Here is a 12,876-nt window from a genome sequence, read left to right as displayed (position 1 = left end):
CCGCAGCGCGTCCTCGCGATCGACGGATCCGCCGGGGGCGGGGGGGACGTGTGCAGTACATAGAGGTCACGGAGCTGGCGGGGGTACGGTCGGCGCTCATCCGGTTCCGCAGTCGCGGCTCGGCGCTGACCTTCGAGCTGTACCCGATGATCCATCTGGCGGAGCCGGCGTTCTATGAGGAGGTGACGGCCCGTCTGCGCGCCTCGTGCGACCTGGTGATCGCCGAGGGCGTCCAGGGGGGCACGGCGGCGCTCGCGCTCACGCGGTCGTACCGCAGCCTCGGGGGGCACGAGCGTCTGGGACTGGTCGTCCAGGACATCGACTTCGCCACGCTGGGCGTGCCGGTGGTGTGCCCGGACATGAGCGGTGCGGAGTTCGACGACCGGTGGCGGCGGCTGCCGCTCAGGGAGCGGGCGACGCTGGCCGTGCTCGTCCCCGCCTACGTCGCGGGCATGCGGTTGCTCGGCACGCGCCGGTTCCTCGCCCGGTACCTGCAGTTGGAGGACCTGCCCGGTGACGACGAGGAGGAGACGGAGTTCTGGGCGGGGACGGAGGACCTGGTGCTGCACCGGCGCGACCGCCTGCTGATCGACGCGGTGACGCATGTGCACCACGCCCGGGCCGGCCGTACCGAGCCGTTCACGGCAGGGATCCTGTACGGCGCGGCGCACATGCGCGCGGTGACCACGGCGCTGATGGACCTCGGCTACCGGCCGGCGGGTTCGCAGTGGCTGACGGTCTTCACCCTCGACGACCCCGGCGCCGCGTGACCCGGCTGTCCGCAAGCCGCCGGCGGCGGAGGCGGCGGGCGGGCCGTCGGTGGGGGCGGCGGGCCGCCCGAGGCCGGGCCGCCGGATGTGCCGGTGACGGCGGAGCCGGGGAGGGCGATGCGAGGGCGGCGCCGAGGTCGTACGCGGTCTCGGAGACGCCGGAGGCGGCACCGGCCCGCCGCGGCGGGACGCCGGGGAGGCTGACCTCCGCCGTGACGGTGGACGACAGCCCGGCCCGCGCCGAGGCCGTCCGTGACGGCGACGCGGACCGGCCAGCGGCGCGCGACGGCGCCGCGGCGGCCCCGGCGGCGGCGCCGAGGGTCGCGGGAAGTGCGTCACCCGGATGAGACATCGGTGTCTCATCCGGGAGGACGAACAAGCCCGGCCGGGTGAACGGACCCGGCCGGGCTCGCGGTCCCCGGGATCAGCCCTTGGCCCGCGCCCACGCCAGCTGGACGGCCAGGTTCCGCTTGACCTCCGCGAGCTGCACGACCACGGCCGACGGCGCGGTCCCGCCGTGCCCGTCACGGGCGGCCAGCGCGCCGTGGACGTCGAGCACCGTGCGCACCTCAGCGGTGAGGTGGGGCGAGATCTTCGCGAACTGCTCGTCGGTGAGCTGATCCAGCTCGATGCCTTCGGCCTCGCAGACCTTGACGCACTCCCCCGCGACCTCGTGCGCGACACGGAAGGGCACGCCCTGCTTCACCAGCCACTCGGCGATGTCCGTGGCGAGCGAGAAGCCGGCCGGGGCGAGCTCCTCCATGCGCTCCCGGTTGACGGTGAGCGTGGCCATCATGCCCGTGAAGGCCGGCAGCAGGACCTCGAGGGTGTCGCAGGAGTCGAAGACCGGCTCCTTGTCCTCCTGCAGGTCGCGGTTGTACGCCAGGGGCAGCGCCTTCAGCGTGGCGAGCAGGCCGGTCAGGTTGCCGATCAGCCGCCCGGACTTGCCGCGCGCGAGTTCGGCGATGTCCGGGTTCTTCTTCTGCGGCATGATCGACGAGCCTGTGGAGAAGGCGTCGTGGAGGGTGACGAAGGAGAACTCCTTCGTGTTCCAGATGATGACCTCCTCCGCGATCCGCGAGAGGTCGACGCCGATCATGGCGGTGATGAAGGCGAACTCGGCGACGAAGTCGCGCGAGGCCGTGCCGTCGATGGAGTTGGCCACCGAACCGTGCTCGAAGCCGAGGTCCTTGGCGACGGCCTCCGGGTCGAGCCCGAGGGAGGAACCGGCCAGCGCGCCGGAGCCGTACGGCGAGACGGCGGTGCGCGCGTCCCACTGCCGCAGCCGCTCGGCGTCCCGGGACAGCGCCTGGACGTGGGCGAGCACATGGTGGGCGAAGAGCACCGGCTGGGCGTGCTGCAGGTGGGTGCGGCCGGGCATGGCGACGTCGATGTGCGTCTCGGCGAGCCGGACCAGGGCGTGCTGCAGTTCGGCGATCAGACCGCCGACGATCCGGGCGTGGTCGCGCAGGTACATCCGGAAGAGCGTGGCGACCTGGTCGTTGCGGGACCGCCCGGCGCGCAGCTTGCCGCCGAGGTCGGGGCCGAGCCGCTCCAGGAGGCCGCGCTCCAGGGCGGTGTGGACGTCCTCGTCGGCGATGGTGCCGGTGAACGAGCCGTCGGCGACGTCGGACTCCAGCTGGTCCAGGCCCACGAGCATGCGGGTCAGCTCGACGTCGCTGAGCAGGCCGGCCTTGTGCAGCACGCGCGCGTGGGCGCGGGAACCCGCGATGTCGTACGGCGCGAGCCGCCAGTCGAAGTGGACGGACGCGGAGAGTTTGGCCAGCGCCTCCGCGGGACCGTCGGCGAAACGGCCGCCCCAGAGCCGGACGTCGCCGCTGTTGGTGCTCACTGCTCTGCTCGCTTCCCTCGGGGGTGGATGTGCGGCCGCCTCCCCGCCGTGGGCGGGGAGGCGGGCTGCCATGGTCGAGGCTACTGACTAGGCCAGGTCGCGCTTGGCGGCGATCTTCGACGACATGCCGAAGATCTCGATGAAGCCCTTGGAGAGGGACTGGTCGAACGTGTCACCGGTGTCGTACGTCGCCAGGTTGAAGTCGTACAGGGACTCGCTGGACTTGCGGCCGGTGACGACGGCGCGGCCGCCGTGCAGGGTCATCCGGATGTCGCCGGTGACGTGCTGGTTGGCCTCCTCGATGAAGCCGTCCAGGGCCCGCTTGAGCGGGGAGAACCACAGGCCGTCGTAGACCAGCTCGCCCCAGCGCTGCTCGACCTGCCGCTTGTAGCGGGCGAGTTCGCGCTCGACGGTGACGTTCTCCAGTTCCTGGTGGGCGGTGATCAGGGCGATCGCGCCCGGAGCCTCGTACACCTCGCGGGACTTGATGCCGACCAGGCGGTCCTCGACCATGTCGATCCGGCCGACGCCCTGGGCGCCCGCGCGCTCGTTGAGCTGCTGGATGGCCTGCAGCACGGTGACGGGCTTGCCGTCGACGGCCACCGGGACGCCCTGCTTGAAGGTGATGACCACCTCGTCGGCCTCGCGCGGAGTGGCCGGGTTCTGGGTGTACTCGTAGACGTCCTCGATCGGGGCGTTCCAGATGTCCTCGAGGAAGCCGGTCTCGACGGCCCGGCCGAAGACGTTCTGGTCGATCGAGTAGGGGGACTTCTTGGTGGTGGCGATGGGGAGGTTCTTCTCCTCGCAGAAAGCGATCGCCTTGTCCCGGGTCATCGCGTAGTCGCGGACCGGCGCGATGCAGGTCAGCTCGGGGGCGAGGGAGGAGATGCCGGCCTCGAAGCGGACCTGGTCGTTGCCCTTGCCGGTGCAGCCGTGGGCGACGATCGAGGCGCCGTGCTTCTTGGCGGCGGCCACCAGGTGCTTGACGATGGTCGGCCGGGAGAGCGCGGAGACCAGCGGATAGCGTTCCATGTAGAGGGCGTTGGCCTTGATCGCCGGGAGGCAGTACTCGTCGGCGAACTCGTCCCTGGCGTCGGCGACCTCGGCCTCCACCGCGCCGCAGGCGAGCGCCCGCTTGCGGATGACGTCCAGGTCCTCGCCGCCCTGGCCGACGTCCACGGCCACCGCGATGACCTCGGCGCCGGTCTCCTCGGCGATCCATCCGATGGCGACGGAGGTGTCCAGTCCGCCCGAGTAGGCGAGTACGACGCGCTCGGTCACGGGTCTCTCCTTTGGTGCGCGAGGTCGGGTGCGTATGGCGGCGATGATGAGTCATACGCTGATGGGTATAAGTATGCACTCCTCTGCATGCTTCGTCAATCGCCCGTGTCGCCGCAGGTCACAGGCGTGTCGGCGGCTCTCCGCGGCAGCCGCGCCGAGGCCCCGCCCGGCCGCCCGGCCCTGCGGGCCCTCGGCGCGCGCGGCATTACCACACCGCCGTACGGCGCGTGGCGAGAAACCGGGCATTGAGCGGGGACGCGCGGCCACGCGTACACATGCGCATGGCGGCCACGACCACGATGATCCACAACGGCAGGGCGGGCAGGCGGCAGGCCATGCGCCGGATCCGGCCCCGCCGTTCCCCCGCGATCCCGCTGCTCCTCCTGGCCTGGGCGGGCGCCGCCGCGGTCGTGTGGCTGTGGTGGGACAACACTCCCTACGTCCAGCCGACCACGGCCGGCCGGCTCACCGCGGCGGGCCGGATCACCGGTCTGCTCGGCGGCTACGCCATCGCCCTGGTCGTCCTGCAGATGGCCCGTGTCCCCGCGCTGGAACGGCGCGTGGGCAGCGACCGGGTGGCCCGCTGGCACGCGATGAGCGGCCGCTACGCCGTGTCCCTGGTCGTCGTCCACGTCGCGCTGATCCTGTGGGGCTACTCCGAGCAGTCCGGGCAGCCGCTCGTGCGGCAGTCGGTCTCCGTGGTCCTGGACTACCCACGGATGATCGAGGCGACGGCCGGCACCGCGCTGCTGCTGGTCGTCGGCTTCGTCTCGGCGGGCGCGCTGCGCCGCCGGCTGCGCTACGAGACCTGGTACTACGTCCACCTGCTGACCTACGCCGCGGTCTACCTGACCTTCTGGCACCAGCTGGCCACCGGTGCCGAGTTCGTGGGCAGCGCCACCGCGCGCGCCGTGTGGTACGCGCTGTACGGCTCGGTGACGGGGCTGGTGCTCTGGTACCGCGTGCTGGTGCCGGTCCGGCTGAACATGAGGCACCGCATGCGGGTCGCGGAGACCGTCGAGGAGGCACCGGGCGTGGTCTCGGTGCTGATCACGGGACGCAGGCTGCACCGCCTGGGCGCCGAGCCCGGCCAGTTCTTCCGCTGGCGCTTCCTCGCCGGGGGGCTGCGCTGGAGCGCCAACCCGTACTCGCTGTCGGCACCGCCGCGGCCCGACCTGCTGCGGATCACCGTCAAGGCGGTGGGCGGCCACAGCTCCGCGCTGGCCTCGCTGGAGCCGGGCACGCGGGTGTGGGCCGAGGGCCCGTACGGCGCCATGACCGCCTCCCGCCGCCGCGGCGGCAAGGTGCTGCTGCTGGCGGGTGGCGCCGGGATCACCCCGCTGCGGGCGCTGTTCGAGACGCTGCCCGCCGCACCCGGCGACCTCACGCTGCTGTACCGGGCCCGCAGCAGGCAGGATCTGGCGCTGTGGGCCGAGCTGGAGGAGATCGCCGCCGAACGCGGCGCACGCCTGGTCTACGCGGTGAACGGGCCCGACGGCGCCCGTCCGGAGATCACCGCGCGGGGACTGCGGCGGATGCTGCCGGACATCGACCGGCACGACGTGTATCTGTGCGGCCCCCCGGGGCTGGCCGAGGAGTCGTACTCCGCGCTGCGCGAGGCGGGAGTGCCCGAACGCCGTATCCACCACGAGTCCTTCGAGATGTGAGGTCCGAGTGAAGAAGAAGCACCCGCTGCGCCGGATCCTCCTGAGCAGCGTGACGACCGTCTCCGGGGTCGTGCTGCTGCTCGCCCTGAAGCCGACGACGGCCCCCTTCACCTCGCAGGCCGGGGCCCCGGCGCAACAGCTGCCGCCGGTCTCCGCGGCCCCCTCGCCCGCCGGCCCGGACCCGTCGGTGCCGGTGGCCCCGGCGGACGGGGGCGGCTCCGAAGGGGCGCGGGCCACGGGGAAGCGGGGCGGCGCGCCCGCGCGGAAGACCGTCACCGGGGACGTCGCGCAGACCAGCTACGGCCCCGTCCAGGTCCGGATCACGGTCGAGGGCGGGCGGATCGTCTCGGCCGCCGCCGTCCAGGCGCCCGCCGGTACCCCCACCAGCGACCAGCTCACCGCCACCGCCGTCCCGGAGCTCAGCCGGGCCGCGGTCACCGCCCAGAGCGCGCAGATCGACACCGTCTCCGGTGCCTCGTTCACCAGCGACGGCTACCGGAAGTCGCTGCAGAGCGCCCTGGACAAGGCCGGTGCCTGACGATGTCCGACAACAACCCCCCGCGCCTGCGGCACGTGGAGCACTGCATGGGGACGGTGTTCTCCTTCGACGTGCGCGGCGCCCGCGACCCGCGCGTCCGGGCGGCCCTGGACGAGGCGGTGGCGGGCCTGCACCGGGTCGACGCGGTGTTCTCCACCTTCCGCGCCGACAGCGAGATCAGCCGGCTGGGCCGAGGCGAGCTCGCCCTCGCGCAGTGCTCGGCCGAGGTACGCGAGGTCCTGGGGCTGTGCGAGGAGGCCGAACGCCGTACCGACGGCTGGTTCACCCCGCGCTATGCGGGCCCGGGCACCGCGCTCGACCCCACCGGCCTGGTCAAGGGCTGGGCGGTGGAGCGGGCCGCCCGGACGATCGCCGCGGCGGGCGCCGGGAAGGTCTGCCTCAACGGCGGCGGGGACGTCCAGCTGACCGGCGGCCCCTGGCGGGTCGGCATCGCCGACCCGCTGCGGCCCGGCGGGCTGGCCACCGTCGTCGAGGCGGACGGCGAGCTGGCCGTCGCCACCTCCGGTCCCGCCGAGCGCGGCTGCCACATCCTCGACCCGCGCACAGGTGAGCCGCCCGCCGGGAGACTGGCGTCGCTCACCGTGGTGTGCCCCGCCCTCACCGAGGCGGACACCTGGGCGACGGCCGGGTACGCCATGGGCGGCCGGGCCCGGGAATGGCTGGAAGGACTCCCCGATGTGGAGGCCTTCGCCGTCGCCCCCGACGGCACGACCTGGCACACCTCGGGATTCGGGCGTTTCGTCGCGAAGTTGAGCGCTTGACGATCAGCTGTTCCAGGTGGCAAGAATTCGTCACATGAATCTGCAACTGAACGGCAAGGTCGTGCTGGTCACCGGAGGGTCCGACGGACTCGGCGCGGCCCTCGTCCGGCGGCTGGCCGCCGAGGGCGCCAAGGTGGCGCTGTGCGGACGTGACCCCGAGCGCATCGAGCACGTGGTGAAGGAACTGGGCGCCACCGGCGCCGACGTGCTGGGCGTGCCGGCCGACGTCACCCGTCCCGAGGACCTCGAGCGCTTCGTCGCCGCCGCCGACGGGCGCTGGGGACGGATCGACGCCGTGGTCAACAACGCCGGCCGCAGCGCGGCGGGCTTCTTCGAGCGCCAGGACGACTCGGTGTGGGAGGAGGACCTGCAGCTGAAGCTGCACGCCGCGGTACGGCTGACCCGGCTGGCCCTCCCCCACCTGCGCGCCGCGGGGGGCGGCGGCGTCGTCAACACCCTGGCCGTGTCGGCCAAGGCCCCGGGCGCCGGAAGCACCCCGACCTCGGTCTCCCGGGCGGCCGGACTCGCCCTGACCAAGGCGCTGTCCAAGGAGCTCGGGCCCGACAACATCCGGGTCAACGCGGTGCTCGTCGGCCTGGTCGAGAGCGGCCAGTGGAACCGGCAGGCCGAGGAGCGCGGGATCACCGTCGACGAGCTCTACGCCACGATGGGCCGCGAGTCCGGGATCCCGCTGGGCCGGGTGGGCCGCGCCGAGGAGTTCGCGGACCTGGTGGCCTTCCTGCTGTCCGACCGGGCCGGCTACGTGACCGGCACCGGCATCAACTTCGACGGCGGCCTGAGCCCCGTGGTCTGATCCGGCTCAGCGCTCGCCGCCCCCGGCCAGGCGCAGCAGGTGGTCGGCGACCGCCTGCCCGCCCGACGGGTCCCGGCTGATCAGCATCACCGTGTCGTCGCCCGCGATCGTGCCGAGGATGTCGTACACCTCGGCCTGGTCGATCGCGGACGCGAAGAACTGCGCCGCGCCCGGCGGAGTGCGGACGACGACGAGGTTGGCCGAGGCCTCCGCGGAGATCAGCAGCTCGCCGGCGAGGCGGCGCATCCGCTCCTCCTTCACCGACTCCCCGAGCGGCGCCATGGGGGTGCGGAAACCGCCCTCGCTGGGCACGGCGTAGATGAGTTCGCCGTTGTTGGTGCGGATCTTCACCGCGCCCAGTTCATCGAGGTCACGGGAGAGCGTCGCCTGAGTGACGCTCAGCCCGTCGTCGGAGAGCAGCTTGGCGAGCTGGCTCTGCGACCGCACCGGCTGCCGGTTCAGGATGTCCACGATCCGTCGGTGGCGTGCCATCCGGGTCTGCGGTACGGCGGCGGCTCCCCCGCCGGCCTGCTGCTGCGCCTCACTCATCGTCGTGTCATTCTCCGGATCGCGGTTCCTCTGCGGTGTGTACGGTGTCGAGGACACCCGGCAGCGCCCCCAGGAACGCGTCCACCTCGGCGTCACCGAGGATCAGCGGCGGGGCGAGCCGCACCGTGTCGGGTACGGCGGCGTTCACCAGGAGTCCGGCGTCCTGAGCCGCCTTCTGCACCTGCGCGGAGAGCGGCTCGGTGAGCACGATACCCAGCAGGAGGCCCGCACCGCGCACGTGATCGACCAGAGGGTGGTGCAGCGCCTCGACGCCCCGGCGCAGTTTCTCGCCCTGGCGCTTGACGTTCTCCAGCAGGCCCTCCTGGGCGATGGTGTCCAGCACGGCGAGCGCCGCGGCGCAGGCCACCGGGTTGCCGCCGAAGGTGGTGCCGTGCTGACCGGGGGTCAGCAGGCCGGCCGCGGGACCGAAGGCGAGGGTGGCGCCGATGGGCAGTCCGCCGCCGAGCGCCTTGGCGAGGGTGACGACGTCCGGCTCGACGCCCTGCGCCTGGTGCTCGAACCAGTGGCCGGTGCGGCCGATGCCGGTCTGCACCTCGTCCATGACGAGCAGGGTGCCGGTGGCCCGGGTGATCTCCCGCGCGGCGGCCAGGTATCCGGCGGGGGGAACGACGACGCCGTTCTCGCCCTGAATGGGCTCGATCACGACGAGCGCGGTCTCCTCGGTTACGGCGGCGCGCAACGCGTCGGCGTCGCCGTACGGCACATGGGTGACGTCTCCGGGCAGCGGGCGGAAGGGCTCCCGCTTCTTGGGCTGCCCGGTGAGCGCGAGCGCGCCCATGGTGCGGCCGTGGAATCCGCCGTCGGTGGCCACCATGTGCGTACGGCCCGTCAGCCGGCCGATCTTGAAGGCGGCTTCGTTGGCCTCGGCGCCGGAGTTGCAGAACAGCACGCGGCCGGGGCGGCCGGACAGCTGGAGCAGCCGCTCGGCAAGGGCGACGGTGGGCTCGGCGATGAAGAAGTTGGAGACGTGGCCGAGGGTCGCGATCTGCTCGGAGACGGCGCGGACCACGGCGGGGTGGGCGGTGCCGAGGGCGTTGACGGCGATGCCGCCGAGGAAGTCCAGGTACTCGTTGCCGTCGGCGTCCCAGTACCGCGCGCCCTCGCCGCGGACCAGGGGCAGCCGCGGAGTGCCGTAGTTGTCCATCAGGGAGCCCCGCCAGCGCCGTGTGAGCGCCCCGTTCCCCTGGTCGCTGCCGGTCCCGGTCATGCCCGTCCCCCTCCGTTCCGCGATGTGCCGCCTGCCGCGTCCGCGGTGTCGGGCAGCACCATCGTGCCGATTCCCTCGTCGGTGAAGATCTCCAGCAGGATCGAGTGCTGGACCCGCCCGTCGATGACCCGGGCGGTGTGGACGCCGTTGCGCACCGCGTACAGGCACCCCTCCATCTTGGGCACCATGCCGCTGGACAGCTCGGGCAGCAGCTTCTCGAGCTCACCGGCGGTGAGCCGGCTGATCACCTCGTCGCTGTTCGGCCAGTCCTCGTACAGGCCCTCGACGTCGGTGAGGACCATCAGGGTCTCGGCGCCGAGCGCGGCCGCGAGCGCCGCGGCGGCGGTGTCGGCGTTGACGTTGTAGATGTGGCCGTCGTCGGCGCTGCGGGCGATGGAGGACACGACCGGGATGCGTCCGTCGTCCAGCAGGGCCCGGATGGCGCCGGTGTCGATCTCGGTGATCTGCCCGACCCGGCCGATGTCGACGGCCTCGCCGTCGATCATCGGGCGGTGCCGGGTCGCGCTGATGGTGTGGGCGTCCTCGCCGGTCAGGCCGACGGCGAGTGGGCCGTGCTGGTTGAGCAGGTTGACCAGCTCGCGCTGCACCTGCCCGGCGAGCACCATGCGGACGACGTCCATGGCCTCCGGGGTGGTGACCCGCAGCCCCGCCTTGAACTCGCTGACCAGGCCCTGCTTGTCGAGCTGCGCGCTGATCTGCGGGCCGCCGCCGTGCACGACGACCGGCTTGAGGCCCGCGTGCCGCAGGAAGACGACGTCCTGGGCGAAGGCCGCCTTCAGCTCCTCGTCGACCATGGCGTTGCCGCCGAACTTGATGACGACGGTCCTGCCGTGGTGGCGGGTCAGCCACGGCAGTGCCTCGATGAGGATCTGCGCCTTCGGCAGGGCGGTGTGCTTGCGGGTGCTCATGAGCTGTAGGCGCTGTTCTCGTGGACGTACTCGGCGGTCAGGTCGTTGGTCCAGATGGTCGCGGTCTCGTTGCCGGCGGCGAGGTCGGCGGTGATGTGGACCTCGCGGTAGCGCATGTCGACCAGTGCGCGGTCCTCGCCGACGGACCCGGACTTGCAGACCCACACGCCGTTGATCGCCACGCCCAGGCGGTCCGGCTCGAAGGCGGCGGAGGTGGTGCCGATCGCCGAGAGCACCCGGCCCCAGTTCGGGTCCTCGCCGTGGATCGCGCACTTGAGGAGGTTGTTGCGGGCGATGGAGCGGCCCACCTCGACGGCGTCGTCCTCGGTCGCCGCGTTGATCACCTCGATCTTGATGTCCTTGGACGCGCCCTCCGCGTCGCGGATCAGCTGCCGGGCCAGGTCCGCGCAGACCTGTTCGACGGCGGCCGCGAAGGGCTCGTACGCGGGGGCGACGCCGGAGGCGCCGGAGGCGAGCAGCAGCACCGTGTCGTTGGTGGACATGCATCCGTCCGAGTCGGCCCGGTCGAAGGTGGTGCGGGTGGCCGCGCGCAGCGCCTTGTCGAGCGTGGGTGAGTCCAGGTCGGCGTCGGTGGTGAGGACGACCAGCATGGTGGCCAGGCCCGGCGCGAGCATGCCCGCGCCCTTGGCCATGCCGCCGACGGTCCAGCCCTCGCCCTCGTGCACGGCGGTCTTGTGGACGGTGTCGGTGGTCTTGATGGCGATGGCGGCCTTCTCGCCGCCGTGGGCGGAGAGCTCGGCCGCGGCCTTGGCGACGCCCGGCAGCAGCTTGTCCATCGGCAGCCGGACGCCGATCAGCCCGGTCGAGCAGACGGCGACCTCCCCCGCGCTCTGCCCGAGCGCGTCGGCGACCGCCTCGGCGGTGGCGTGGCTGTCCTGGAAGCCGAGGGGTCCCGTGCAGGCGTTGGCGCCGCCGGAGTTGAGGACGACGGCGGAGACCCGGCCGCCCTTGAGGACCTGTTCCGACCACAGGACGGGGGCGGCCTTGACGCGGTTGGAGGTGAAGACGCCGGCCGCGGCGAGCCGCGGGCCGTTGTTCACCACCAGGGCGAGGTCCGGGTTGCCGTTCTCCTTGATCCCGGCGGCGATGCCCGCCGCCGTGAATCCCTGTGCTGCCGTGACGCTCACTGTGCCGTCTCCTTGTCCGCTTCTGGGCCGGCGCACCGCAGGGGCGCGGCCTTCGCCGTGATGTCGGTGTGCGGCCCGGTCACCGGGGCCGTGCCGTGCGGGTCGGCGCCCGCGTCGCAGGGCGCGGCCCTGGTGAGCAGCTCGGCGACGGCGCGGCGGGCGCGGGCGGCGGGGCGGGGGGTCACGGCGCGACCCCCACGGTGCTCAGGCCGAGTCCCTCCGGAAGGCCCAGCGCGATGTTCATGCTCTGCACGGCGCCGCCGGCGGTGCCCTTGGTGAGGTTGTCGATGGCGCTGACGGCGATGACCCGGCCGGCGGCCTCGTCGTACGCGACCTGGATCAGCGCGGCGTTCGAACCGTACACGGCGGCGGTGGCGGGCCACCGGCCCTCCGGCAGCAGGTGCGCGAACGGCTCGTCGGCCAGCGCCTTCTCGTACGCCGTCCGTACGGCGTCCGCGGTGGTGCCGGGCCTGGCCTTGGCGCTGCAGGTGGCCAGGATGCCGCGCGGCATGGGCGCGAGGGTCGGGGTGAAGGAGACGGTGACCCGCTCCCCCGCCACGGCCGAAAGGTTCTGGATCATCTCGGGGGTGTGCCGGTGCGTGCCGCCGACGCCGTACGGGGTCATGTTGCCCATGACCTCGCTGCCCAGCAGGTGCGGTTTGGCCGCCTTGCCCGCACCGGAAGTGCCGGAGGCGGCGACGACCACGGCCTCGGGCTCCACCAGGCCCGCCGCGTACGCGGGGAAGAGCGCGAGCGAGACGGCGGTCGGGTAGCAACCGGGCACCGCGATGCGCTTGGACCCCTCCAGCGCGGCGCGGGCACCCGGCAGTTCCGGGAGACCGTACGGCCACGTGCCCGCGTGCGGGGAGCCGTAGAACCGCTCCCAGTCCGCGGCGTCCGCCAGCCGGAAGTCGGCGCCGCAGTCGACGACGAGCGCCGGCTCGCCGAGCTGCTCGGCGACGGCCGCCGACTGCCCGTGCGGCAGCGCGAGGAAGACGACGTCGTGCCCGGCCAGCGCCTGCACGCTCGTCGCCTCCAGCACACGGTCCGCCAGCGGCAGCAGATGCGGCTGCAGGCCGCCGAGGCGCTGCCCGGCGTTGGCGTTCCCGGTGAGCGCGCCGATCTCGATCTCGGGGTGGTTCAGCAGCAGGCGCAGGATCTCTCCGCCCGCGTACCCGCTCGCTCCCGCCACCGCTGCCCGGAATGCCATGGACCCTCCTCTTCGATGGCATGACTATACGGCGCCCGGAACTTTTATGCAAAGCTTTCCGGTCCACCACCCGGCGCGCGGTGGGGCGCCCCGGGGCCCGGCGAGTCT

Annotated in this window: 13 protein-coding genes; 5 read left to right on the top strand and 8 right to left on the bottom strand. The window is 72.9% G+C overall.

Going from position 1 to position 12,876, the window contains the following annotated elements; translation table 11 throughout:
- Positions 1-50: 50 nt before the first annotated feature.
- Entirely contained in the window at positions 51-770 is a 720-nt protein-coding gene (locus tag ACRWNP_RS09075) for a hypothetical protein (RefSeq protein ID WP_431960526.1), read from the top strand.
- A gap of 424 nt (positions 771-1,194) precedes the next feature.
- Here the strand turns inward: ACRWNP_RS09075 and argH are convergent, their stop codons facing one another.
- Positions 1,195-2,622, bottom strand: a complete 1,428-nt coding sequence (gene argH, locus ACRWNP_RS09070) for an argininosuccinate lyase (protein WP_431960525.1) — start codon at positions 2,620-2,622, stop codon at positions 1,195-1,197.
- Positions 2,623-2,709: 87 nt separating this feature from the next.
- Positions 2,710-3,903, bottom strand: coding sequence for an argininosuccinate synthase (locus ACRWNP_RS09065; protein WP_431960524.1), 1,194 nt, complete (start codon positions 3,901-3,903; stop codon positions 2,710-2,712).
- Positions 3,904-4,184: 281 nt separating this feature from the next.
- On the opposite strand from ACRWNP_RS09065, the gene ACRWNP_RS09060 reads away from it, so the two are divergent.
- The 4 genes from ACRWNP_RS09060 to ACRWNP_RS09045 are packed head-to-tail and all read left to right on the top strand — an operon-like array spanning position 4,185 to position 7,704.
- Positions 4,185-5,570, top strand: coding sequence for a ferredoxin reductase family protein (locus tag ACRWNP_RS09060; protein WP_431960523.1), 1,386 nt, complete (start codon positions 4,185-4,187; stop codon positions 5,568-5,570).
- 7 nt (positions 5,571-5,577) lie between these two features.
- Positions 5,578-6,108 (top strand): FMN-binding protein, encoded by a 531-nt coding sequence (locus tag ACRWNP_RS09055; protein WP_431960522.1) that lies wholly within the window; start codon positions 5,578-5,580, stop codon positions 6,106-6,108.
- Between the two features lie 2 nt (positions 6,109-6,110).
- A complete protein-coding gene (locus ACRWNP_RS09050; RefSeq protein WP_431960521.1) occupies positions 6,111-6,890 on the top strand; it encodes an FAD:protein FMN transferase in 780 nt (259 codons plus the stop codon).
- Between the two features lie 34 nt (positions 6,891-6,924).
- Positions 6,925-7,704, top strand: a complete 780-nt coding sequence (locus tag ACRWNP_RS09045) for an SDR family oxidoreductase (protein WP_431960520.1) — start codon at positions 6,925-6,927, stop codon at positions 7,702-7,704.
- A gap of 6 nt (positions 7,705-7,710) precedes the next feature.
- On the opposite strand, the gene ACRWNP_RS09040 is transcribed toward ACRWNP_RS09045, so the two are convergent.
- The 6 genes from ACRWNP_RS09040 to argC are packed head-to-tail and all read right to left on the bottom strand — an operon-like array spanning position 7,711 to position 12,768.
- Positions 7,711-8,253 carry an arginine repressor gene (locus ACRWNP_RS09040; protein ID WP_431960519.1) on the bottom strand — a complete coding sequence of 181 codons (543 nt, stop codon included), beginning with the start codon at positions 8,251-8,253 and terminating at the stop codon, positions 7,711-7,713.
- A 7-nt stretch (positions 8,254-8,260) separates the two neighbouring features.
- Positions 8,261-9,481: an acetylornithine transaminase gene (locus tag ACRWNP_RS09035; RefSeq protein ID WP_431960518.1), complete on the bottom strand. Its 1,221-nt coding sequence runs from the start codon at positions 9,479-9,481 to the stop codon at positions 8,261-8,263.
- Positions 9,478-10,410: an acetylglutamate kinase gene (gene argB, locus ACRWNP_RS09030; protein WP_431960517.1), complete on the bottom strand. Its 933-nt coding sequence runs from the start codon at positions 10,408-10,410 to the stop codon at positions 9,478-9,480. Before argB ends, ACRWNP_RS09035 begins: the two co-directional genes overlap by 4 nt.
- Positions 10,407-11,558 carry a bifunctional glutamate N-acetyltransferase/amino-acid acetyltransferase ArgJ gene (gene argJ / locus ACRWNP_RS09025; RefSeq protein WP_431960516.1) on the bottom strand — a complete coding sequence of 384 codons (1,152 nt, stop codon included), beginning with the start codon at positions 11,556-11,558 and terminating at the stop codon, positions 10,407-10,409. The genes argB and argJ overlap by 4 nt, the downstream gene beginning before the upstream one ends.
- The gene (locus tag ACRWNP_RS09020) at positions 11,555-11,743 is read right to left on the bottom strand and encodes a hypothetical protein (RefSeq protein WP_431960514.1); all 189 of its coding nucleotides are present in this window, start codon (positions 11,741-11,743) and stop codon (positions 11,555-11,557) included. The genes argJ and ACRWNP_RS09020 overlap by 4 nt, the downstream gene beginning before the upstream one ends.
- Positions 11,740-12,768 (bottom strand): N-acetyl-gamma-glutamyl-phosphate reductase, encoded by a 1,029-nt coding sequence (gene argC / locus ACRWNP_RS09015; RefSeq protein ID WP_431960513.1) that lies wholly within the window; start codon positions 12,766-12,768, stop codon positions 11,740-11,742. The genes ACRWNP_RS09020 and argC overlap by 4 nt, the downstream gene beginning before the upstream one ends.
- Positions 12,769-12,876 lie beyond the last annotated feature (108 nt).

The sequence above is a fragment of the Actinacidiphila sp. bgisy160 genome, assembly GCF_965342435.1.
In the GTDB taxonomy this organism is placed as follows: Bacteria; Actinomycetota; Actinomycetes; order Streptomycetales; family Streptomycetaceae; genus Actinacidiphila.
This window is presented reverse-complemented; position numbering and strand designations above follow the sequence as displayed.